This is a genomic window from Sulfurimonas sp., assembly GCF_019429335.1.
Taxonomy (GTDB): domain Bacteria; phylum Campylobacterota; class Campylobacteria; order Campylobacterales; family Sulfurimonadaceae; genus Sulfurimonas.
In genome coordinates this window covers 66692-91282 of record NZ_JAHYJB010000006.1, presented here as the reverse complement: position 1 = coordinate 91282, position 24591 = coordinate 66692, and the positions used below count along the sequence as shown (strand labels likewise).

The following is a 24591-nucleotide window of genomic DNA, read 5'->3' as shown; positions in this document are numbered from 1 at the left end:
AATATGAAATACTTAATGGCAATAGACGCAGGCACGGGGAGTGTTAGAGCAGTTATCTTTGACATGTTGGGCAATCAGATAAGTGTTGCTCAAGAGGAGTGGACGCACCTAGAAGAAGATGGCGTGCCAAACTCCATGAGCTTTGATTTTGATGCAAACTGGCTCCTTGCATGTAGATGTATAAAAGAGTCGCTCAAAACGGCAAATCTAAGCGGCGAGGATATAGCCGCTCTTAGTGCAACGAGTATGCGTGAGGGGATAGTGCTTTACGATAAAGAGGGCAGAGAGCTTTGGGCTGTGGCAAATGTCGATGCGAGGGCTGGCGAGGAAGTACGCTTTTTAAAAGAGAACTTTAAAGGCATAGAAGAGGAGTTTTACAAAGAGTCGGGACAGACTTTCGCACTTGGGGCAATTCCGCGAATTTTATGGTTAAAAAACAATAGAGCGGAAATTTATGAGAGAGTTGCAAAAATCTCTATGATTGGGGATTGGATATTGGCTCGTCTTAGCGGAGTTATCGCTACTGACCCGAGTAACGGCGGGACAACAGGGATATTTTCTCTAAAAAACCGTGACTGGGCAAGCGAGATGGCTGCAAAAGTAGGACTGAGGGATGATATTTTTCCCGAAGTTTTGGAAGTCGGAACTCTTATGGGGTGTGTCAGCAAGAACGCCTCTGTTGTCACGGGGTTGTCAACAAAGACAAAAGTAGTCATGGGTGGAGGCGATGTTCAGCTAGGTTCGGCAGGTTTGGGTATTGTTGAGGTTGGACAGGTGGCAATTCTTGGCGGCTCTTTTTGGCAGCAGGTTGTAAACATAGACAAACACACGCCTCCGCCGCTTGATATGAATATAAGGGTAAATCCGCATGTCATCCCAAACCAATCTCAAGCAGAAGGTATAACCTTTTTCAGCGGACTTGTTATGCGCTGGTTTAGAGACGCTTTTTGCGATATGGAGAAGCTTGAAGCAAAAGAGCAGGGAGTGGATGTGTATGCGCTTATGGAAGCAAAAGCCTCAAAAGTTCCAGTCGGTTCTTACGGTATTTTACCGATATTTTCAGACAGCATGAAGTACGGTAAATGGTACCATGCGGCTCCTAGTTTTTTAAATCTTAGTATAAATCCTGATATTTGCAACCGTGCTTCGATGTTTAGAAGTCTGCAGGAAAATGCTGCGATAGTCTCAGGTATAAACCTTGATAAAATAAGAGATTTTACGGGCGTAAAAATTGAGACAATAGTTTTTGCGGGAGGTGCGAGCAAAGGCAGACTATGGCCTCAAATTGTTGCAGACGTGACTGGATGCGTAATTAAAATCCCCAAAGTTACAGAAGCAACAGCACTCGGCGCTGCAATGGCGGCAGGTGTAGGCGCGGGAGTTTATGAAAGTATATCTGAAGCGGCAAAAAAACTGGTGGTTTGGGAGAGAGTTTATGAGCCGAATTTTGAGAACAAAAAAGTATATAATGAGATAAAAATCAGGTTTCAAAAGGCTTACGAAGTACAATTAAAGTTAGTAGATGATAATATTACGACTTCGATGTGGAAAGCGCCCGGTTTAGTGCTCTAAAAAGAGTAAAAGCCAAAATCAAAGGGTACTTTTCAAACTAGTTTGCGAGGCGAGAGTCTTGCGGGCTGATAATAACTCAAGGAAAAAAAATAGATGTATCTTTTTACAAGTGAAGTAGTTAGTCCGGGACATCCGGATAAGTGCGCTGATATTATAGCGGACAGTATAGTTGATAAACTAATAATAGGGGATCCAAAATCAAGAGTTGCATCAGAGGTTTTTGTTGCAGGAAAACATATAGTAATCGGCGGTGAAGTTACATCAAAAACCAGAGTTACTACTGAAGATTACAGAAAAATCGTTCACGACACTCTTGTAAATATAGGCTACGACGGAAATCCTTACTTTACAAATGAGGAGTGTCTCCACCCTGAAGAGGTAGAGCTTCAAGTTCTTTTAAATTCACAGTCTCCGGATATAAACCAAGGTGTTGACCAAGAAGACGGCGAGACGGGTGCCGGTGATCAGGGAATTATGTTTGGTTACGCAGATATCGAGACAAAAAACTATATGCCGAGTGCCATCACTTACGCAAGAGTTTTGATGGAGAAAGTTTATAACTTTGCTAAAGCAAACCCGTCTAAACTAGGAGTTGATATCAAGACTCAGGTTACTATGGATTACGGCAAAAAAGAGAATTTTGAGAAGTGCCAACCGCAAAAAATCCACACTATTGTCGTCTCTGCTCCATGTGTAAACACAATGGATATCAATACGGTCAGAGAACTTATCGGTGAGTTGATAGACGATGCTGGACTTCCTGCGGAGCTATATAACAAAAATGAGTGTATCATTCATATAAACCCGACAGGCAAATATGTATCTCACTCATCACTTCATGATTCAGGCTTAACGGGCAGAAAACTTATAGTTGACAGCTTTGGCGGTTATGCACCAATCGGGGGCGGAGCGCAGAGTTCAAAAGATTATACGAAAGTTGACAGAAGTGGACTTTATGCGGCACGTTACATTGCAAAACATATCGTAGCGGCTGGACTTGCAAAAAAAGCGCTTGTTCAGATATCTTACGCAATCGGCGTTGCTAAGCCTACTTCGGTTACGGTCGATACCTACGGAACAGTTATTGACGGCTTGGATGATGACAAACTCTCAGAGTTTGTACTAAGCAACTTCCCTCTGACTCCAAACTGGATTACACGAAAATTCAATCTGGATTTTCCATCAAAAGAGACATTTTTGTATGCAGATGTTGCAGCTCGCGGGCAGGTTGGTCAGAGCGACTACCCTTGGGAGCAGTTGGATGAGCTTGAGAAGTTTGAGGCTTTAAAATAAGTGATGAATTTAAAAGAGAAGATTTTAGCAGGTCATAGAGTGAGCTTCGATGAGGCACTCTCTCTCTATGATATGGACTTTTTTGAGCTTGGCGAATTAGCAGATGCAATTCGCAAAAAGAAGCATGGCAAAAAAACATACTACAATATAAACCGCCATATAAATCCCACCAATGTCTGCGCCGATGTCTGCAAGTTTTGTGCATACTCCGCAACTAGAAAAAACCCCAACCAGTACACTATGACGCATGACGAGATTTTAAATATCGTAAAAGATATAGATTCTCGCGGGGCAAAAGAGGTTCATATCGTCTCGGCGCACAATCCAAACACAGGGCTTGAGTGGTATTTGGATATTTTTAAAAAGATAAAAACAACCTACCCCCGCCTGCATGTAAAGGCTTTGACTGCCGCAGAGGTTGATTTTCTCTCTCGTCATTATGGGAAAACTTATGATGAGATTCTTGATTTGATGGTTGCGTACGGGGTAGATTCTATGCCCGGAGGCGGTGCTGAGATATTTGACGAGAAAATTAGAGACTATATCTGCAAAGGTAAAGTCACGTCGTCACAATGGTTGGAAATACATGAGAAATGGCACTCTAGGGGTAAAAAGAGCAACGTTACCATGCTTTTTGGACATGTCGAAAGCCGTGCAAACCGCATAGACCACATGATAAGAATAAGAGAGCTTCAAGACAAGACGGGCGGTTTTAACTGCTTTATACCGCTTGTGTATCAGACTCAAAATAACTACTTAAATATAAAAGAGCCTATAACGGCAAATGAGATTTTAAAAACTATGGCGGTTAGTCGCATAGTTTTGGATAATGTGCCGCATCTAAAAGCTTACTGGGTGACTTCAACTGTAAATTTGGCTCTTGTCGCACAGGAGTTTGGCGCAAACGACCTAGACGGAACTATAGAAAAAGAGTCTATAAACTCAGCAGCCGGTGCAAAGAGTGCAAACGGAGTAAAGCTTGAAGATTTTACTGCACTCATAAAAAACAGCGGATTTATTCCAGTTGAGAGAGACAGCCTCTATAACGAGATATAACTAAGGAAAAGGCATGGGTACATTAACAAGAGAGACAAAAGTTACACTGCTCTACATTGCGATAGCATTTCTTTTCTCGGTTGCTGTTCGTATGATTTGGTTTTATCAGTTTGCTGATTATGAGCTCTTTAAGTTTAACTCTCAGTTTATGATAAACACGAATGACGGCTACTACTGGGCGGAGGGGGCAAGGGATATACTTAGCGGTTTAAGTCAAGAGAATGACCTATCTCCGATAACTACCGCAGCCTCGCAGCTAACGGCTTTTTTTGCATTTATCCTGCCTCTTTCTTTTGAGAGCATCATCCTTTTTATGCCGGTTGTTTTGGGCTCGCTTGTGGTTGTGCCAATAATGCTTATTGCTAAAAGTCTGGACAATCTGGAACTAGGTCTGGTTGCAGCGCTTTTGGCAAGTATCGGTTGGAGTTACTATAACCGCACAATGATCGGTTACTATGACACCGACATGTTAAATATTGTACTTCCCATGTTTCTTCTCTGGTCTATTATCTGGGCGATTAAAACAAACGAGGATAAGTATCTTCTTATTACGGCACTGGATATTTTGATATACAGATGGTGGTATCCTCAAAGTTATTCGCTAGAGTTCTCATTTTTTGGACTAATTTTGCTTTATGTTTTGATATGGGATAGAAAAAATATCTACAACTATAAACTTTTGGCAATTATGATGTTTGCGATGATTGGTCTTGAGGGATACATAAGAGCCGTTTTGGTTTTGGGTGTTTTTTATATCTACAAGCAAAAACAGTTTGATAAATATGTCTACTATGTTTTAGCTCTATCGATAGCTCTCTTCTTTGCATCAGGCGGGTTTAATCCCATCTGGAGCCAGCTAAAGGGTTATGTTTTTAAAGATGCGGTAACAGTGGGCAAAGAGGGGTTAAATCTTCACTTCTACTCAGTTATGCAGACAATAAGAGAGGCAGGTCATATTCCTTTTGAGATGTTTGCAAATAGAATCAGCGGGCATGTTGTTACATTTGTTGTCTCAGTCGGAGGATTTATCTATTTGGCGTACAGACACAAAATCATGCTTTTTGGACTTCCTCTTATCGGTCTTGGATTTTTGGCATATGTCGGAGGGCTTCGCTTTACCATTTATGCAGTTCCGGTTTTAGCCTTTGGAGTTGCTTTTTTAATTACAGAGATAGCTAGATATATGCCGACCATTAGGCTTAAATTTCTTACAATAACTGCTTTGACTCTTGCAATTTTATATCCAAACATAGCACATGTTCAGGATTACAAAGTGCCTACCGTATTTAATGCAGACGAGGTTAAAGTTTTAGACAAACTAAAAGATATAGCACAGAGAGAGGATTATGTAGCAGCGTGGTGGGATTATGGCTATCCCATTAGGTACTACAGCGATGTTAAAACACTGATTGACGGCGGAAAACATAGCGGAGCCGTAAATTTCCCCGTAAGCTTTATTCTGACGCATCCTCAAGAAGCAGCGGCAAAGATGGCAAGACTTGATGTGGAGTATACGGAGAAGACCTTTAAATTTATAGAAGAGAACAGAGAGTTAATCAGAGATAAAAACTTGACTATATTCTCAAACATAGAGCAGATGACAAAAGATAACGGCTTTAATGACACAAACGATTTTCTGCTCTCACTTGAGAGTGATATGGAGCTTCCCAAAAAGACAAGAGATATCTACTTTTATCTGCCATACAGAATGATAGAAATCTATCCGACCGTTGAGATGTTCTCAAATATAAATCTAATGAACGCAGAGATGAAAAAACGTTCACTCTTTTATGTGACTAAGATGTTTAAGCAGGAGCAAAATATTGTAAATCTCGGACAGGGAATTTTGTTTGATATACAAAGTGCAACAATAACAATAAACAATCAAAAAGTGCCCATAAAGAGATTTGTCCAGACATCATACGACAAGAGTATGAAGTTTTCAAAAAATATACAGATAGCAAACGCTTCCGCCAGCGTAAATATTATATACATGTCAAGTTATAATACTTTTTTAGTCGTTGATGAAAAAACATATCACTCGCTCTATATTCAGCTTATGGTTTTAGAAGAGTATGACAGAGCTCTTTTTGAAGAGGTTATCATGACTCCTCAGGCAAAAGTGTACAGGTTGAGAGTTTAACTTTTTTTATGATGTGATTAGATAGAATTTAAAAAAATTATAATTTATTAGGATTCGAAGATGCAAAGAGATATTACAAAAATTAGAAAGTGCCTTTTTCCGGCTGCTGGATATGGAACCAGGTTTCTTCCCGCTACAAAAGCAATACCAAAAGAGATGCTTCCCGTACTTACAAAACCGCTGTTGCAGTATGGCGTAGAAGAGGCACTAGGTGCAGGTGTGGAGAATATGGCGATTGTTACAGGTCGTGGTAAACGCGCTATTGAAGACCACTTTGATATCTCATACGAGCTTGAACATCAGATAAAAGGCACATCCAAAGAGCACTATCTTACAGAGATACGCAATGTTATTACAAAATGCAGTTTCTCCTATACAAGGCAGATAGAGATGAAAGGTTTGGGTCATGCTATTCTTTGTGGAGAACCTTTAATCGGAAATGAGCCTTTTGCCGTAATACTGGCGGATGATTTATGCGATAATGACGGCGATTCTGTTTTGTTGCAGATGGTAAAACTGTATGAGAAGTATCGCTGTTCAATCGTAGCAGTTGAAGAGATACCGCCTCACGACAGCAACAAGTATGGCGTAATAGCGGGCAATGTGGAAGAAGAGGGCGTAATCAGAGTTACAGACATGGTAGAAAAACCGGATCCAAAAGATGCACCCTCAAATCTTGCAATCATCGGAAGATATATACTTACAACCGATATTTTTGACATCTTAAGAGAGACAAAACCTGGAAAAGGCGGAGAAATTCAGATAACAGATGCGCTTTTGGCACAGGCAAAAGAGGGAAGAGTTATTGCCTATAAGTTCAAGGGAAGAAGATTTGACTGCGGAAGCGTAGACGGTTTTGTAGAGGCTACAAACTATTTTTACAACAAAAGGAGAGCATAAAATGAACTATCAGCATAATTTTAATACGACCATATCGGATAAGGATGTTTTTAGCGAAATAGTCAGAGAGAAGGAGGATGTAGGCTACTACAATCTTGTTCATCAAGATAGTTCCGTCTTTAAAGAGTATGCTTCTGGTGTTAAGCAAAAAAACATTGTTGTCATAGGCATAGGCGGCAGCACATTGGGAACATACGCCATATATAAATTTTTAAAATATTCAAAAAATCTAACTAAAAAACTCCATTTTTTAGAAACCACCGACCCGGTAGATATAAAATCAAAAATAAAGAACATCGATTTGGGTGACACGCTTTTTATAGTTATATCAAAATCAGGTACAACTATTGAGACAGTCTCTATTTTTAAATATATCAACTCTCTTATAAAGTGCGACAGCTCCAATACTCTGGTCGTTACCGAGAGCGACTCAAAACTAAATGAGTACGCAAAAGCAAACGGGATAAGAAATTTTGAGATACCAAAAAACGTAGGCGGAAGATTTTCCGTCTTTAGTGCAGTAGGACTCTTGCCGCTGGCAATTGTAGGAATAGATATAGACGAACTTCTGGACGGTGCAAAAGAGGTTTATGACTCGTTTTTTCAAAAAGGTCAAACCTATAAGAGAGTGCTTAAAAAGGCTAGATTTTTCGTAGAATACAAAAACAGTTTTAATATAAACGTAGTTTTTTCATACTCTTCAAGATTAGAGGGATTTAACAAGTGGTATATACAGCTGTGGGGAGAGAGTCTGGGCAAAGTTGATATAAACAGCACAAGGCAGGGGCTCACTCCCATAGGAATTATCGGACCGATTGATCAGCACTCCTTTTTACAGCTTATCGTAGAGGGAAGAAGAGACAAAACTGTAACTGTTATAAAGGTTGATGACTTTGACAACGATTTGAAAATCCCGCATGTTAAACTAAAGGGGCTTGAGGAGTTGGACTACATTGATGGAATAGAGTTCTCTTCTCTCATAAACCAGCAAGCTGATGCCACGATAGAGTCTATCAATAATCTTAACGATATTCCATGCGACGTTATTACGATTGACACTATAGATGAGAGAAGCTGTGCGAGTCTGATGTATGAGTATGAACTCTTAACTTCGACTTGTGCCAAGTTTATGTATATTAATGCTTATGATCAGCCCGGTGTAGAGGCTGGAAAAGTTATTTTAAAACAGAAGCTAAAAACGTTAGAGAAGTAAAAATTATAAAAAATAGAGAGAGATAATGGGTATAGATAAAAGAGTATTGAATTTCTTGGTGATTATAGTTATCTCTTTTGCCACATTTTGGTGGACGTTTTTTATTTTTCACATGCCGTTTGACTTAATGCTGGTTCTTAGCGTAATTCTAATTCGTATGATTTCATCTTTTGTGATTTTTAGCGACTACTCTTTGTCATGGTCTAAAGCATCCCAAAAAACATTTCTAATAAAAAGCTTTGTTTACATCGCTGCATTTCTTTTCTATTTGCCTATATTTTACGGCAAAGTAAGATTTGCATTTTTGGTCTCAGAGCTCTTTTTGTACCTCTTTGCAATAAATTTTTTAATGTACATGTACTATTATATTATGAATAGAAGCTGCGTTGCAAAAACAAAATCGGTAGTAATATATGGAGCAGGCAGAGCGGGGATAAAATTGGAGTCGGAGTTTGCAGACAGCCAATACAGGGTCAAATATTTTATAGATGACGACAAAGTAATACAGAACCGCTCGATTGATTCCATACAGGTAATTTCAAAGCATAAACTAAAAGAGAAAATCGGCGAGGGAAATAAATTTGATTTGCTTGTTATTGCTATGCCCTCAGCCCACAAAGAGAGAGTAAAAGAGATATACTACAACCTCTCAATATATTTCAAACATATTCAGATACTTCCATCTATAGATGAGATTTTAGAGAGCAGAGATTTTGCCGCACAGTTAAAAAATATATCTGTAGAAGACCTTCTTGCTCGCCATCCAAAAGATTTGGACAAAAAGAGAATATCATCCTTTGTAAAAGAGAAAATTATCTTAATTACCGGTGCAGGCGGAAGCATAGGAAGCGAGATAAGCAGGCAGTGCGAGAGATACGGCGCCAAAAAACTTATACTTTTAGACCATAGCGAATATAACCTTTACGCCATCGCCTCGGAGATACAAAACACAGAGACCGCACTTGTTATGCAAAGCGTAGTCAACAGAGAGTTTTTGGATGAGACATTTAAAAAGTACAGACCGCAAATTGTCATACATGCGGCAGCCTATAAACATGTTCCGCTTGTTGAGTCAAATATAGACGAAGCTATTTTAAATAATGTAGTGGGTACTAAGAATGTTATAGATATCTCAATCAAATACGGTGTTAAGAAGTTTGTGATGATATCCACAGATAAGGCTGTAAGACCTACTAATGTCATGGGAACAACTAAACGCATCTGCGAGCTTTATGCGCAGAATTCAAACGGAAACGGTACGGAAATAGTTGCGGTGAGATTTGGAAATGTACTTGGGAGTAGCGGAAGCGTAATACCTAAGTTTAGATCTCAGATAGAAAACGGGCAAAATATTACTGTAACGCATCCTGACATTACGAGATATTTTATGCTTATTCCAGAAGCTTGCGAGCTTGTTCTTCAGGCCGGTGCCATAGGAGAGGGCGGAGAGCTCTTTATACTTGATATGGGCGAGCCAATAAAAATAGTAGATTTGGCTCATAAGATGATAGAGCTAAGCGGAAGAAAAGATATAAGTATAGAATTTACAGGACTTCGCCCAGGTGAGAAACTCTACGAAGAGCTACTTATAGATGAGAGTGACGCAAAGACGCCTTATGACTCGATTACAGTTGCAAATTCTACAAAATATGACATAGAGAAGTTAAATCAGGATATAGAAGAGCTTTTAACATGTAAAGATAAACTGGCAAAACTAAAGGAGATAGTTCCTGAGTTTAATCACCAGAAAAATTTATAGCCAAAGCATTGGCTAGGAGATATGGTGCCCCACGAACTTGCTCATATTGTTCATAATCTCTTTGCCTTTTCTAAAGCCGACTCCGCAAGCCTCATAGGCGAAGAAAACACCTGCCTGATATTTAAAGCCGTCCTCGTCCATATTTAGTTCTACGTACTCCTGATAAACTTTTTTATGGTTGCCGTATGGACCATCCTGCTCGCTCAGCACTGCTCCATTTGCGTCAACTATTTTTATGTTTGCTCCCTCTCTTCCGAAGAGACTTTTTTCTACATGTTTGATTCCAGCAAGAGGCTCAAAAGATGTTTTTAAAAGATAAGGCGAATCAGGGAAGAGGTCATAGAGTATCTTTAGCATCCCTTTTGATTGAAAAAGAAGAGTGTATGCCGGATTTAAGATAATCGCATTTTGATTTTGCATAATGCTTGTAAGTATGGTGGCAAGTTCCGGCTCATCCGTTGCTATATCTTCCCAAGGGTAGAGTTTAAACCAGTATTCGTACCTGTTGTCATCTCTGTCATATATACCGCTCTCATCAAACCTTACATCTCCAAGATACTCAAAGCCTGTGTTAAAACCCGCATCCGTAGCAATCTGCTGGAGCAGCCTTGTAGTCGCTTCCTCTTCGTCGTTTCCTTGAGCAGAGGAGAAGAGTATTTTCCATCCGTCATATCTCTCATCAAAGAGTTCAGTATCATCAAAGAGGGTAATCAGACGTCTGAAATTCTGTTTTATAGATTCGTAAACATTGTTAAACTGCTTCTCTTCATCCATATTGTTGCTCTTTAGAAGCGCCCATTGAAGCAGTGCTGTTTCAAACAAAGATGTAGGTGTATCGGCATTAAACTCCAATAGTTTGATTGGTTTGCCATCCATCCCGCCTGCAAAATCAAATCTGCCGTAGATATGCCAGTGGACATCATTTTCCCAGCTCTTTTTTATTGCATCGATAAGATTAAAAGGAATTCCAAGTTCAAAAAAAAGATTGTTCTCAATTACATACTCGGCAGCTTCTGTGTACATGTCGTAGATTTTGTTTGCAGCCTCATAGTATTCCTCTGCTTCACTCTCGCCTATCTTTACGATACTATCGTTGATATATTTGCTGCTGTCGCTGTCTGTGTGCCAAGTAAATCCCAGCTCTTCAAGCCGCTCATCTTTTAGAGGGTTTATTTTAGTTAGTTTCATTAATGTCAACTTCCGTATGTGGATTTGGTTGAAGATGATGCAGTGCTTGTGCCGCCAAAGAAGCTTTTTTTAGTAGAGGTGCCGCTTCTTGCCGCTTGTCCTGCCGCTGAACGGCTGTAGGCACTTTTGTTTACGGCAGATGATTTTGAAGCAAAATTTTTATTGTTCATCAAAGCATTACCTATCATATTTCCCAAAAGAGAGCCTGCAGCGACAGCTAAAATAGTGCCAGCCAGCCCCATTCCAGCACTTGAATCGCCGCTTGAGAGTGTCTCTGAGGTGCCATCTTGAGTTTTTAGATACTCCTGTTGGGCCACCGCCCTCATCTCATCTTCGCTCATAAATCGTTCTATTCTGTTTCCGTTTTCATCAATTTCACGAATTATAGCCCTGCTTGGTCCCTCTGTAGGCATCTCTTCAACTACAATATATTTTCCGTTTGCCTGCTGCTCAATTACTAAAAATTTGTTTTGCTGCTCTTGCTGCCGTGAAGATTCGCATCCGCTAAGAACACTCATCATAACGATGCCTGCACTACCGAGTGCTATGCCGTTTGTAATTGAGTAGATATGCTTCATTTAATTAAATCCTTTTTCTCTAGTACTACTGTTTTTTTGAAATTATAGTCATAAAAGGTAATCGTTTGTCTGCCGTCGTAAATAATATCACCTACATAGAGATATCTTTGAGTTTTAATGGTCGTATTTTTTGTCATAAACATACTCTCGCCAACACTTCGCCCGATACCCTCCGTAAGTGTTGATAGTGCAGCCACAGAGAGTATTGCAACGGTGACTAGGCTTATTTTGTAATTTTTTAGATATACGACTAAAAATCCTAAAACTATTGAGAGCCCAAAGAAAAGATATCCATTTTGATTGTCCGCAAATAGTATGTTGTAGTATAGGTCAACCTTGTAAAAATCTATATAGTTTAGCAAAATTCCTAAAAAAAGAAAAAAATCCAGTATAAAAGTAATAAACATACCAGTCAATAGCGCTTGTATAGCCTTGTTCATCTTAGCCTTCTTTGTTTTTTAGAGTTTATTTTTATAATAACCGACGAGCTACTTTCAAACAAGCCGTCTTTGTCTTCTATTATTATATCTGCTTTTGATTCACAAAAATCTCTGCTGAATTTTTCTCCGCTTTGGTTTGCCGATGTTGAGTAAAACCAAGAAAAGTCTCTTAATATTTGCGAGTTTAGGTCTGATTCTGCAACCCTGAATGAAAAGTCGTTGATTATAAATGTTGTTTTTTTAGAGCGGCGAACCATATTTTTTCTGTTTTTTTCTACTCTTTTTCCGTCACTTAAAAAGCTTCTGAAATCTTTGTAAACTTTTATAAAAGGCTTTGTCTTGGGACGGGATTTTACGGAGTAGAGTTTTTGCGAGTCGTGTGACAAGAAACCGACAGTAGTGTCGGTCTGAGCGACTATTACGCTCATCTCTAAGCTAGAAAATCTTGCAGAGCTTTTACGTTTGACCATGAATCATCTTTCATTTCATCAAGGGCAAGAATAAGCGCTCTTGCTGCACTAAGCGTAGTAAAGTAAGGGATATTTTTCTTAAGAACTTCATGACGAATAACTACCGCATCCTTTTTTGATGTGTTGTTGTCAGAGGTGTTAATCGCCATATGGATAGCATCATTTTTCATACTGTCTTCAATATTTGGACGACCCTCGGAAATTTTTAAAACCACCTCACATGGAACTCCCGCTGCTTCTATGACAGACTGAGTGCCTTTTGTCGCAACAAGTTTAAAGCCGTGTCTATGAAGGCCACTTGCAATCTCAGGAGCATATTTTTTGTCCGTATCTACAAAAGAGAGAAAACATGTTCCGCTAGTTACTATTTTGTTTCCTGCAGCAATTTGGGCTTTTGCAAAACTGATGCCGAAGTTTGAGCTAATCCCCATAACCTCACCGGTCGACTTCATCTCAGGCCCTAGAACCAAATCTGCACCGTATAGTTTATGAAACGGGAAGACAGCCTCTTTAACAGAGATATGTCCTTTTAGACGAGGTTTTAATAGACCATTCTCTTCCATGACAATGTTGTACTTGTCGTAGTACTCAAGCGCGCTTCTAAGAGTCTCTCCTACCATTACGCGTGTTGCAACTTTAGCAAGCGGCATGCCTGTAGCTTTGCTTACAAAAGGAACAGTTCTAGAAGCTCTAGGATTTACTTCGATAAGGTAAATCTCATCCTGATAAATTGCATACTGAACGTTCATAAGTCCTTGTACTCCAAGGCCAAGCGCAATTGTTTTTGTCTGCTGCTCAACTTTGTCAATCATCTCTTTTGATAAGTTAACTGCAGGAAGCGAACATGCACTGTCTCCTGAGTGGATTCCAGCCTCTTCAATGTGCTGCATTACTGAGCCGATATAGACATCTTTACCGTCACAAATTGCATCGACATCAAGCTCGATAGCCTGATCTAAGAACTTGTCTACCAGAACAGGCGCATCGTTGCTCACAAGCACTGCTAAATCCATATAGTGACGAAGTTCATCTTGCGAGTAAACGATTCTCATGCCTCGTCCGCCAAGAACAAAAGATGGGCGAACTAAAACAGGAAAGCCTAATCTCTGGGCAATATCATGTGCCTCTTCTTTGGTTCTTGCCAATCCGTTTGCAGGCTGCTTCAGTCCATGACTGTTTACAAAGTTTGAAAACAGCTCTCTATCCTCCGCCAAGTCAATCACATGCGAAGGCGTTCCTGCAATATTTGCTCCTATGTTTGTAAGAGCATTTGCAAGTTTTAGAGGAGTTTGTCCGCCGAAGTGAACTATAACGCCGTCTGGTTTTTCGTTCTCTATAACTTCTCTTACATGTTCAAAATCTATCGGCTCGAAATATAGTACATCAGAGGTGTCGTAGTCTGTTGAAACGGTCTCTGGGTTACAGTTGTACATAATCGTCTCAATACCCATCTCTTTAAGTGCAAATGCAGCGTGAACACAGCAGTAGTCAAACTCGATGCCCTGACCGATTCTGTTTGGTCCGCCACCAAGAATAAGAACTTTTTTACCCCTAGGGCACGCACTCTTGTCACTGACTCTGTTTTTTACATTCGGAAGTCTTGTTATATTTGTTGTAGAGTATAGGTATGGAGTAAGTGCTTCAAACTCTGCAGCACATGTATCTACTTCGTTGTACTCAAGATTTACATGTAGGGATTTTTTAGCTCTGTAAACATCATCTTCGCTTACTTTTTTATTTGAGTTTTTAGTTATCAGCTGCGCAATTCTCTTGTCTGAAAAACCGTCAACTTTTACACTTCTCATAAACTCTTTATCAGATAAAATTTTATCCGTTATAATGCTCTCTGTTTTTATCATCTCTTCTAATTGGTATAAAAACCATGGATCTATCTGACATGTATCAAACATCTCCTCCACGCTCATGCCGCGACGAAACCCTTCTGCAACATAAAGAACCCTATCTGCATTTGGACGGCGAATCTCATGTTTTACAAAATCAAAATCCGCATCAATTGGGTCAAATCCACATAAGCCGGTTTCAAGCGAGCATAACGCCTTTTGCATGGACTCTTTAAAAGTGCGCCCAATAGCCATTGCTTCGCCGACACTTTTCATACTTGTACCGAGGGTGTTTTGAGCTTCAGGAAATTTTTCAAATGTAAAACGAGGAATTTTAGTAACAACATAGTCGATTACCGGTTCAAAAGATGCAGGCGTTCCTGTGATGTCGTTTGTAATCTCGTCAAGCGTAAAGCCAACAGCCAAAAGAGTAGCTACTTTGGCGATAGGGTAACCGGTCGCCTTGCTTGCAAGAGCAGATGAACGAGAAACACGGGGATTCATCTCGATAACTATCATGCGTCCTGTTTTTGGGTCAATTGAGAACTGAACGTTGCTTCCGCCTGTGTCAACGCCTATCTCTCTTAGGATATCAAAAGATGCGTTACGCATTCTTTGATACTCTTTGTCTGTAAGAGTTAGTGCCGGAGCGACTGTAATGGAGTCTCCCGTATGAACTCCCATCGGGTCGAAATTTTCGATAGAACAGACAATGATACAGTTGTCTGATTTGTCACGGATAACTTCCATCTCGTACTCTTTCCAGCCGAGCATAGATTCCATAATTTCAATTTCATTTACAGGAGAAGCCGAGAGCCCCTCCTTAGCTAATTCTTTAAACTCTTCCATATTGTAAGCTACACCCGAGCCACCGCCTGCAAGCGTAAAAGAAGCTCTGCTGATTACGGGAAAACCAATCTCAAGAGCCACTTCAATTGCTTCTTCAACAGTGTGAGCATTGCGGCTTTTTGGTAAATCCATACCAATTTTTACCATAGCCTCTGTAAAGGCTGAACGGTCTTCACCTTTGTGAATTGCCTCAGGAGTTGCTCCTAAAAATTGAATGCCCTCAAGCATCCCTTTTTCATGCATTTTAGTGGCTACGTTTAATGCGGTCTGTCCGCCCATGGTCGGAAGAATAGCATCAACTTTCTCTTCCTTGATAATTCTAGCAATTACATCCTCTTTTATCGGTTCAATATATGTTCTGTCGGCAAATTCAGGGTCTGTCATAATGGTTGCAGGGTTAGAATTTATAAGAACTACACGGTATCCAAGCTCTTTTAGCGTTTTAACAGCCTGAGTTCCTGAGTAGTCAAACTCGCAGGCTTGCCCAATGATTATCGGACCTGAGCCGATAAGTAAAATAGTGTGAATGTCAGTGCGTTTTGGCATAGTTTACCTTTAATAGTTGTACATAAAAAAATTTGTTTATTATAGGTAAAAAGCACTTAAGATTTGATGAGTTATCTGACTTTTTTTATCATATAAAAATAGTTTGGATTATTGGCTTTATAGAAAGGTTCTACTACTGCGGTTTGGTAGCCTTGCGATTTTGTAACAGATATTACGGTTCCGACTTTAAGCCCTTTAAAAAATATCTCATCCAAGCCTGAAGTCACTACTTCATCTCCATCTTCAATTGAAAACCAAGCTGGGATGAATTTTACAATTAGATGGTTGGAGTTGTTTCCGTGAACTATCCCAGGTGCACTCTCTTTACCGACATAAACAGCGTACGAACTCTTTGTATCGCTGTTTAATAGTCCCAGCGGTCTGCCGTTTTGCGAAATAACAATGCCTGCGACAAGCTCGTTGTGTGTTAGTCCGTAAACGCGTGAAGAGTTATAGTCGTTAATCTCAAGCCAAACTCTGTTTAAATCTCCGAATTTTTGGTATGAGATTGTTCTTACCAGCTCAACATTTGGGTCTGTTTTGAGAGTTGAATGGCTTAGTGCAAAGAGGTCGTTTATCTCAGATGAGAGCTGCCTCATAACCAAATGATTGTTCTCATACTGCTGAAGCCTATCCTCAAGCTGCGCAATATGCCTAGCTTGGAAAAGGTGTCTATCAATCTTGCTTTGAATAAATTCCGTAGCTGTGCGATAGTTGGATTTTATGCTGTTTAAAACAGAGATAAAAGGGGACTGAATGATATCAGTATAGTATAGTGCACCCATAAGGAGCGCAATAAATATCGAAAAAAAGCTAAGTAGCCCTTTACTCATTTTCGAATAGTTCTTGTAGTAAATCTATCTCTTCAAGTGCCCGGCCTGTTCCGCGAGCAACTGCAAGAAGCGGCTCATCTGCAACATATACAGGGATTTTTACAATATCTGCAAGATATTTGTCAAGCTGACGGATAAGGGCTCCTCCGCCTGTTAGGATAATACCGTGATTTACAATGTCACCTGCCAAATCGGGAGGCATCTGCTCTAGCACATCGCGGAGAGCCTCTCCAATCTCTTTGAGAGGATCTCTCATTGCTTCTCTAGCATCTTCACTTGTCAGCTCAACAGAACTTAAAAGACCCTCTACCTGATCTCTTCCTGTTATAACCATTCTCAACTCTTCATCAAGCGTTACAGCTGTTCCGATATTTATCTTAATCTCTTCGGCAACTCTCTCGCCGATAAGAAGGTTGTATTTTTTTCTAATATAGTTGACGATTGCCTGATCTATCTTATCTCCCGCAGTACGGATTGATTTTGAAAGAACAAGACCTCCAAGTGAGACAACGCCTATCTCTGTTGTTCCGCCGCCGATGTCCACAACTAGGTTTCCTTGCGGTTCACGGATATCTATTCCTGCTCCTATTGCTGCTGCCATAGGCTCTTCAATAAGGAAAACTTCTCTAGCACCTGCACTTAGTGCTGATTCGCGAACCGCTTTTCTCTCAACTTGCGTCAGACCGTAAGGAACACAGATGATAATTCTAGGGCTTATAAGAGAGCTTCTTCCGTGAGCCTTTTCGATGAATTTTCTAATCATCTTCTCAGTCATGTCAAAATCTGCAATAACGCCGTCGCGCATTGGACGGATTGCCTTTATGTTGCCGGGAGTTTTACCTACCATCTCTTTTGCTTCATGTCCGACCGCGAGAACTCTCTGATGACCAAATTTGCCTGTTTTAACTGCAACAACAGAGGGCTCATTTATAATAATACCTCTGCCTTTGGCAATAACAATAGTGTTTGCTGTTCCTAAATCTATAGATAAATCATTTGAAAAAAGACCGATTAGTTTGTTAAATATCATTCTGCTACCTTAGGCTGTCTGTTTTGTGTGTTTTTTGATATAGACCGGAGCTTCTCCGTCATCTATTACTGCTTTTGTTACTAAGACTTCATATCCGCTGTATTCCGGAAGTTCATACATGATATCTATCATATTCTCTTCCAAAATTGCGCGAAGTCCGCGAGCGCCCGTTTTTCTTTTGATAGATTTTGCCGCAATTGCTCTTAGCGCATCCTCTTCAAAGTTAAGCGCAACATTATCGATTGAAAATAGTTTTTTATACTGCTTGATTATCGAGTTTTTCGGCTCTGTTAAAATGCGAACCATATCATCTTCTGTAATCTCATTTAGTGAAGCGATAATAGGAAGACGACCTACAAGCTCAGGAATAAGCCCATAGTTGACCAAATCGTCAGGCTCGACCATGCCATAGCTCATCTTTTGCTCTTTTTTGCTCTTTTTTTCATGTCCAAAGCCTAAAACATTCTCGCCCTGTTTTCTCTTTAGTATCTCATCTAGACCGTCAAAAGCTCCGCCGCAGATAAATAGAATTCCTGTGGTATCGATTGCAATAAACTCTTGATTTGGATGTTTACGTCCGCCTTTTGGCGGTATATTTACTACAGCACCCTCGATAATCTTAAGAAGTGCCTGCTGAACACCCTCTCCTGATACGTCGCGAGTGATAGAGCGGTTTTCGCTCATGCGTGAAATTTTATCTATCTCGTCTATAAAGACTATTCCTCTTTGTGCTTTTTGCACATCTCCCTCTGCGGCTTGAAGAAGCTTTGTTAAAATATTTTCAACATCCTCTCCGACGTAGCCCGCTTCGGTGAGGCTAGTAGCATCAGCGATGGCGATAGGAACGTTTAGAACTCTTGCTATTGTTTGAGCCATAAGCGTTTTTCCGCTTCCAGTCGGACCTATGAGCAATACGTTTGATTTTGCAATCTCAGTGTCGTCATCTTCTACGTTTTGAGTTTTGAAAATTCTTTTGTAGTGGTTATAAACAGCAACACTGAGAAGTCTTCTTGCACGCTCTTGTCCGATGATGTAATCGGCTAAAAAAGTGTTCAGCTCTTTTGGTGTCATCAGTTTTGCTACAGCATCAACAAGTTCACCGTTTTGTGAAGAGTCGGAAGCTTTGTCATCACCAAACATAATCTTATATGCAGAGATAACACAGTTTTTACAGATATATACACCGTTTCCGGCAATTAGCGGATTTGCGTCACTCTCATTCGCATCGCAAAAACTACATGTTCTAAAAATCATACATTTTTCCTCTTACTAATTATTACGGCACCGGAAGTAATTCCGTTACCTACGTTAACACTCGGTTCACTTGTGCAGAGAGCCCAAAGCACTTGTGCTTTTTTAGTCATCAGTTTTCTTTCTTTCATAAGGAATTCCTCGTTTTGTTTTTAGAACAAAATTGCAAAGAGATTGAACTCTCAAGCTCGAAGTTTTTTCTAAAAGTTCGTTTGCAACATCTTTGAGCGATTTGCCCGCTTCAAAAAGTTCTTTGTAAGCAGACTTTATCTCGTCTATCTCTTCGCGTTTTATGTTTCTTCTAAGACCTGTTAGATTTAGGCCTCTAAGCGTTGCGCGATTTCCCTCTGCCATACAAAATGGAGGAACATCCTGAGCCAGCGCAGATGCGCCTGCAATCATCGCATACTCGCCGATATGGACAAATTGGTGTATTGGTGTCATTCCGCCGATTACCGCATAGTCGCCCATTTCAACATGCCCCGCAAGCGTTGCGGCATTTGCCAAAATACAGTGATTTCCGATTATTACGTCATGCCCGATATGGACATATCCCATAAAAAGGTTGTGCGAACCGACAATCGTTTTTCCGCCGCCGCCCTTTGTTCCAGGGTTAAAAAGCGTAAACTCTCTTATTTTATTATTGTCACCGATTATCAGCTCAACATCCTCACCCGCAAATTTCAAATCCTGCGGAGGAGAGCCGATTACGGCATGAGAAAAAATATGATTGTTTTTGCCTATCGTCGTTTTTCCATAAATACAGCTGTTTTGGTCTATTTTTGTTCCGTCTCCGATGGTAGCATCTGCGGAGATAAAACAGTATGCGCCAATCTCGACATTTTTGCCTATAACTGCGCCATCTTCAATGATTGCTAATGGAGAAATTTTATTTAATGATTTATCTTTTTTCACGTGTTTTTTCACTTGTCAACTATCATAGCTTTTAGTTCAGCTTCAGAGACTAAAACATCATCGACATACGCTTTGCCGTCAAGTACCCATATTTGACCCTTGTTTTTGATAACGCTGATGCGGTACTCAAGTCTGTCACCGGGTTTTACGGGAGCGCGGAATTTTGCTCTATCGATACTCATAAAATATACAACTTTGTTTGCTGCTTCTTCCTTTGTCATACTGCCCATGCTTTTAAATGCCAATATTCCGCCGGCTTGAGCCATTCCCTCTAAAATCATAACGCCGGGATAGATTGGATGGCCGGGAAAGTGGCCTTGGAAAACGTTATCGCCTATAGTTACATTTTTAAACCCGATAAGAGAGCTGTTCTCCTTGATTTCGGTAACTCTGTCTAAAAGTAAAAAGGGGTAACGGTGAGGTATAATTTTTTGAATTTCCATGACATCCATAATCATCAGCAAAACCTTTGTAATTTAATAAATTTGGCTATTCTACCAAAAAAAATATTATAGAATGATTAGTTTTTCTCTGACATCTTCATAAATTTTTGCATCAAGTTCTACGGTGAGCTTAGTTTGGGGGATTTCATCAATGATAATAATCGGACTCAAATCATAGTTTGAAGATGTTAAGAAAGTTCTAAACTTCAGCTCCTCACCAAAACTCGGAGGGTTGAATATAAGCTCTTTTAGAGTTTCGTAATTAAAGTTACATGTAGAATTAAAAAAATCAAGAGTCACAAACTTTATCTCTTCGCGATTGAAATAGCCTATGTTTTTGTTTATAAACTCTACTTTGCCTTGAGTTTTTTTTCTGGGAAGTGTAGAGTAGAAGAGTGCATAAGATGGGATAACCTCTTCTTTGCCTGAAGTTACTTTGAGGTTGAATTGGCGGTAGTTTAAAAACTTCTCTCTCGTGATTTTATATGCAATATTTTTCTCTTCGAGCTCGTTGCGATAACTGTACATCTCGATTCTCTCTTCGATGGAAGCGGGGAGAATTTTATTTGAGATAGGAGAGAACATCTCATCCATCAGACGCTCCTGCTGCTCGCGCTGCATGGTAAGTCCGTAGATGCAGCCGCAGTAGTCTTGACGGTATAGCTGCTCCTCTTTTGTCACGCGGCTCTGCTCCTGCGTTCCGCCGTTTGTTCGGTAATCATATGCAATAAACTCAACGCCATGTTTTTGGAAAAACATATCGCCGCTGCGTTTAAGTTGTTCCTGTGATTTGAGCGGACTGACAAGCAGAGTGGTAGTCATACTTTTTTCTCCAAGCTCAAGAGCTTTTTTTGCACTTACTTCAAAACGCTTGTCAAAGCAAACTTCGCATCTTTTGCCCTTTTCAGGCTCATTTTCCAACCCTTTTACCGCCTCAATCCAAGCAAGAAAATCATACTCTCCCTCAAGCAGTTCAATGCCGAGTTTTTTGCATGAGCGTTTTACATCAAGAAGGCGAAGCCGGTATTCGGAGTAGGGGTGGATGTTTGGGTCGTAGAAGAAGCCTGTGAGCTTCTCCTGTGGGTAATCATGCTGCAATTTTTCTAAGAAAAAGTGTGAATCAACACTACAGCAGATATGTACTAACATTTATTTAATTCTCGAAAAACAAGTTTTTTCTAAAGAAACTTTGTTTTGCAGCTTTAGGGTGTAGCAAGAGACATTTGTCCCTGCCGCTAAAATGGGCTTTACTCACTTTAGTCTCTACCATTAGTGGTTCTCAAAAATCTCAATAGAGTTAATCGCGTCTTGACCTTTGATAGCATCAAGAACAGCAAAACTCTCAGCGTCATCTTTTTGGATAGTTCCAAAAACAGTGTGTACGCCGTCTAAGTGAGGAGTAGCAACAAAAGTGATGAAAAATTGGCTTCCGCCTGTGTTTGGTCCGGCGTGAGCCATTGAGAGAGCTCCCCTTGCGTGTTTTGTGACATTTGTTTTTGTCTCGCATGGAATAGCCCAGTCAGGTCCGCCTGTTCCAGTTCCGTGCGGACAGCCACCTTGAGCCATAAAACCTGGGATTACGCGGTGAAAGCTAAGGTTGTTGTAGAAGCCTGACTCTGCAAGGTGTGCAAAGTTCGCAACTGTGTTTGGAGCCTCCTCAGGAAGCAGTTTTACCCAGATATCGCCTTTGCTTGTTGAAATTTTTGCCCACTGAAGTTTGTTCAGTTCATCGGTGCTTAACTCGTACTTTTTTAATTTTTTTCCAAACATTTTCTACCCTTGTATTTTAAAAATTTTCGTTATTGTAGTGAAATATTTTAAACAGATGTTTTTATAAAAAAATAAATCCGTGTATAATCTCAGGTATGAAAATTAAATCACTATTTCAAAACATGACAATAAAGCAGGCAGATATTTTTACCATTATGGTTATATTTCTGCTTACCATGATTTTCGTCGGTCTTCTTGTTGAAGAGACGCACAAAGATTATGAAAAAGAGCTCAAGCAGAGCTTTCTTCTTAAAGGAGATAGCGTCTTAGATAACGATTTGCTTGAGCAAAATCGCAAAAAACTAAAAACGCTTCTTATTAAAACTGTCCTTGCAATCGTAACGCTCTCTTTTATCCTCTTTGCCATATTTTTGGGGATAAATAACCTTTTCAATAGATTTTTGCAAAGAGATACAGAGACCTTTTTGGATTTTTTTAAAAAAGCAGTCAATCGGGATGAGACAATAGATCCCAAGAGCATCTTTTTTCAAGATTTTAAAGAGATGGTGGGCTATGCAAACGATATGGTTGCAAAGATTAATGAGCAGAAAAAGAGCCTCAAAGAGCTAAATCTTGGGCTTGAAGAGAGAGTAAAGGATAAAACTGCCGCACTGTTAGAGATAAATGAGAACCTACAGAAGCAGAAGAGTTTTTCTCAGGATTTACTAAAGGCGCAAAAGGAGTTCTTGCGTTATACGGTTCATGAGACAAATACCCCTCTTAGCGTAATACTTACGAGCATCGAGCTATATCTGATGAAGCATCCAAAAGACAGAGACCTCTCTAAGATAGAGGCTGCCGCAAAAAATATCTTTAGCATATATGATGACTTGAGCTATCTGGTTAAAAAAGATCATATAGTGTATAAAAAAACGGTAGTAAATCTAAATAATTTTCTAAACAGCAGGATAGATTTTTTCAGAGAAGTTGCCGAATTTTCGCTTATAAGGTTTGAGTACACTCCGCCAAAAGAGGAGATACATGTACATTTTAACGAGACAAAACTCCAGCGCATTATAGACAATACTCTCACAAATGCTATCAAATATACGCTGCCAAATGAAAATGTGCATGTTGGTTTGTCAAAAGCAGGTTCTCATGCAAAGTTTTGCGTCAGCAGCAAATCAAAAATCATACAAGATACGGACAGAGTTTTTGAAGCTTACTACAGAGAAGAGCAGAGCAGGGACGGCTTTGGACTTGGGCTTAGACTAGTTAAGAGTATATGCGAAGAGGAGGGTGTTGAAGTAGATGTCGTCTCTGATGATTCGCTCACGACATTCAGCTATAAGTTCAAATCGATGGGGGATTGATGAAGATACTGCTTTTAGAAGATGAGGTGATGTTAAATGAGTCAATCTGCGAATATTTAGAGTCGGAGGGACATCAGATTGAGAGTTTTTTTAACGGGCTTGACGCGCTCAGTGCCATAAAAGAGAACTCTTACGATTTACTTATTTTAGATATTACTGTTCCCGGACTTGACGGACTCTCATTTTTAGAAAAAATACATGACTTAAAGATACATGTGCCTGTTGTATATATAAGCGCATTGGTGGATATTGAGGATATCTCAAGGGCGTATGACTTGGGATGTTATGACTACCTAAAGAAGCCTTTTCACCTAAAAGAGCTCTCTCTCAGGGTGGATAGAATTAAACTCTCCAGCAGTATGCCAAGAGTTCATCTCAGACTTTCCAAAAACTACAGCTACGACCAAGAACACAGCACTCTGCTATTTAGCAACGAGCCTCAGGTTTTGACAAAAAGACAGTCTCAAATCATAGACCTGCTCTCAAGAAACAGAGGAATGGTCGTTGATTTTGAGCAGTTTCAGACATACGTGTGGAGTGAGCAGATGGTGGACAATGCCACTATCAGAGCGGAGATAAACAGACTCAAAAAGAGCCTAAAAGAGGACTTTGTTATCAATGTGCGCGGTATGGGGTATATGGTAGATAAGCCATAAAACTTTTTTCGTATTTTACTCCTCGTTCCCACGCTCTCCGCGGGAACGCATATAGGGCTAAAGAGACAAAAGCATACACTCTCATGCTGAAACATTGGAGTGAGAAAGATGAATTTCTCTTGCTCTCTTTCTAGTTATATATTAATAAGCTCAGAAGTTATGATAGAACCTGCAATAACAAGTAAAGAAAGTTTTAACACAGCTAGACCTATAAGTATTTGTGATGTTGTTTTATTCATCTTGCATCCTTTTATTTTTTGATACTAGAAGTATATAGGGAGTTTGTCAAGATGACATTTGCAACTGCTTTACACTTTCTTTACATATAGGCTCTTTATTGTTCCTGCACAGAAGCATTGGAGCTAGATTTGACATGTCCGCATTTTCACGCTGGAGTATGGTAATGAGAGAGACTCCGGCGTAAGAACAAGATTGTGGATAGTCGGTTTGTCGCAAAGCTTAATTATCCTCTTTTGGAGTCGATTCCTGAATCGTTTTGTAAAAATACCCAAGTCCGACAAACATGGCTGTC

Annotated in this window: 21 protein-coding genes; 9 read left to right on the top strand and 12 right to left on the bottom strand. The window is 40.0% G+C overall.

Annotated features, from left to right (window positions below; all coding sequences use genetic code 11):
* Window positions 1–3 precede the first annotated feature (3 nt).
* The 7 genes from lsrK (at window position 4) to K0A91_RS04105 (ending at window position 9936) form a co-directional block, all read left to right on the top strand.
* The gene (lsrK, locus tag K0A91_RS04135) at window positions 4–1572 is read left to right on the top strand and encodes an autoinducer-2 kinase (protein WP_295008438.1); all 1569 of its coding nucleotides are present in this window, start codon (window positions 4–6) and stop codon (window positions 1570–1572) included.
* Between the two features lie 93 nt (window positions 1573–1665).
* On the top strand, window positions 1666–2865 hold the full coding sequence (gene metK / locus K0A91_RS04130) for a methionine adenosyltransferase (protein ID WP_295008436.1): 1200 nt from the start codon (window positions 1666–1668) through the stop codon (window positions 2863–2865).
* A gap of 3 nt (window positions 2866–2868) precedes the next feature.
* On the top strand, window positions 2869–3921 hold the full coding sequence (mqnE, locus tag K0A91_RS04125; RefSeq protein WP_295008461.1) for an aminofutalosine synthase MqnE: 1053 nt from the start codon (window positions 2869–2871) through the stop codon (window positions 3919–3921).
* 13 nt (window positions 3922–3934) lie between these two features.
* Window positions 3935–6064: an STT3 domain-containing protein gene (locus K0A91_RS04120; RefSeq protein ID WP_295008434.1), complete on the top strand. Its 2130-nt coding sequence runs from the start codon at window positions 3935–3937 to the stop codon at window positions 6062–6064.
* Between the two features lie 60 nt (window positions 6065–6124).
* On the top strand, window positions 6125–6964 hold the full coding sequence (gene galU / locus K0A91_RS04115) for a UTP--glucose-1-phosphate uridylyltransferase GalU (protein WP_295008433.1): 840 nt from the start codon (window positions 6125–6127) through the stop codon (window positions 6962–6964).
* Between the two features lies 1 nt (window position 6965).
* The gene (locus K0A91_RS04110) at window positions 6966–8177 is read left to right on the top strand and encodes a glucose-6-phosphate isomerase (protein WP_295008431.1); all 1212 of its coding nucleotides are present in this window, start codon (window positions 6966–6968) and stop codon (window positions 8175–8177) included.
* Between the two features lie 25 nt (window positions 8178–8202).
* Window positions 8203–9936: a nucleoside-diphosphate sugar epimerase/dehydratase gene (locus tag K0A91_RS04105; protein ID WP_295008429.1), complete on the top strand. Its 1734-nt coding sequence runs from the start codon at window positions 8203–8205 to the stop codon at window positions 9934–9936.
* A 12-nt stretch (window positions 9937–9948) separates the two neighbouring features.
* Here the strand turns inward: K0A91_RS04105 and K0A91_RS04100 are convergent, their stop codons facing one another.
* The 12 genes from K0A91_RS04100 to K0A91_RS04045 form a co-directional block, all read right to left on the bottom strand.
* The gene (locus K0A91_RS04100) at window positions 9949–11124 is read right to left on the bottom strand and encodes a glutathionylspermidine synthase family protein (RefSeq protein ID WP_295008427.1); all 1176 of its coding nucleotides are present in this window, start codon (window positions 11122–11124) and stop codon (window positions 9949–9951) included.
* A gap of 5 nt (window positions 11125–11129) precedes the next feature.
* Window positions 11130–11702 carry a hypothetical protein gene (locus tag K0A91_RS04095; RefSeq protein WP_295008425.1) on the bottom strand — a complete coding sequence of 191 codons (573 nt, stop codon included), beginning with the start codon at window positions 11700–11702 and terminating at the stop codon, window positions 11130–11132.
* Entirely contained in the window at window positions 11699–12142 is a 444-nt protein-coding gene (locus tag K0A91_RS04090; protein WP_295008423.1) for a hypothetical protein, read from the bottom strand. Before K0A91_RS04090 ends, K0A91_RS04095 begins: the two co-directional genes overlap by 4 nt.
* The gene (locus tag K0A91_RS04085; protein WP_295008421.1) at window positions 12139–12612 is read right to left on the bottom strand and encodes a Sua5/YciO/YrdC/YwlC family protein; all 474 of its coding nucleotides are present in this window, start codon (window positions 12610–12612) and stop codon (window positions 12139–12141) included. The genes K0A91_RS04090 and K0A91_RS04085 overlap by 4 nt, the downstream gene beginning before the upstream one ends.
* Window positions 12573–15848, bottom strand: coding sequence for a carbamoyl-phosphate synthase large subunit (gene carB, locus K0A91_RS04080; RefSeq protein ID WP_295008419.1), 3276 nt, complete (start codon window positions 15846–15848; stop codon window positions 12573–12575). Before carB ends, K0A91_RS04085 begins: the two co-directional genes overlap by 40 nt.
* Window positions 15849–15919: 71 nt before the next feature.
* Window positions 15920–16681 (bottom strand): rod shape-determining protein MreC, encoded by a 762-nt coding sequence (gene mreC, locus K0A91_RS04075; RefSeq protein WP_295008417.1) that lies wholly within the window; start codon window positions 16679–16681, stop codon window positions 15920–15922.
* Window positions 16674–17711: a rod shape-determining protein gene (locus tag K0A91_RS04070; RefSeq protein ID WP_295008415.1), complete on the bottom strand. Its 1038-nt coding sequence runs from the start codon at window positions 17709–17711 to the stop codon at window positions 16674–16676. The genes mreC and K0A91_RS04070 overlap by 8 nt, the downstream gene beginning before the upstream one ends.
* 9 nt (window positions 17712–17720) lie before the next feature.
* Window positions 17721–18965: an ATP-dependent Clp protease ATP-binding subunit ClpX gene (clpX, locus tag K0A91_RS04065; protein WP_295008413.1), complete on the bottom strand. Its 1245-nt coding sequence runs from the start codon at window positions 18963–18965 to the stop codon at window positions 17721–17723.
* Between the two features lie 102 nt (window positions 18966–19067).
* On the bottom strand, window positions 19068–19889 hold the full coding sequence (gene lpxA, locus K0A91_RS04060) for an acyl-ACP--UDP-N-acetylglucosamine O-acyltransferase (RefSeq protein ID WP_295008411.1): 822 nt from the start codon (window positions 19887–19889) through the stop codon (window positions 19068–19070).
* Window positions 19886–20332, bottom strand: a complete 447-nt coding sequence (gene fabZ, locus K0A91_RS04055) for a 3-hydroxyacyl-ACP dehydratase FabZ (RefSeq protein WP_295008459.1) — start codon at window positions 20330–20332, stop codon at window positions 19886–19888. Before fabZ ends, lpxA begins: the two co-directional genes overlap by 4 nt.
* Before the next feature lie 54 nt (window positions 20333–20386).
* Window positions 20387–21469: an epoxyqueuosine reductase QueH gene (locus K0A91_RS04050; RefSeq protein WP_295008409.1), complete on the bottom strand. Its 1083-nt coding sequence runs from the start codon at window positions 21467–21469 to the stop codon at window positions 20387–20389.
* A 120-nt stretch (window positions 21470–21589) separates the two neighbouring features.
* Entirely contained in the window at window positions 21590–22090 is a 501-nt protein-coding gene (locus K0A91_RS04045) for a peptidylprolyl isomerase (protein WP_295008407.1), read from the bottom strand.
* A gap of 95 nt (window positions 22091–22185) precedes the next feature.
* On the opposite strand from K0A91_RS04045, the gene K0A91_RS04040 reads away from it, so the two are divergent.
* Window positions 22186–23403: a HAMP domain-containing sensor histidine kinase gene (locus K0A91_RS04040; RefSeq protein ID WP_295008405.1), complete on the top strand. Its 1218-nt coding sequence runs from the start codon at window positions 22186–22188 to the stop codon at window positions 23401–23403.
* The gene (locus tag K0A91_RS04035; RefSeq protein WP_295008403.1) at window positions 23403–24059 is read left to right on the top strand and encodes a response regulator transcription factor; all 657 of its coding nucleotides are present in this window, start codon (window positions 23403–23405) and stop codon (window positions 24057–24059) included. The genes K0A91_RS04040 and K0A91_RS04035 overlap by 1 nt, the downstream gene beginning before the upstream one ends.
* Window positions 24060–24591: the final 532 nt, after the last annotated feature.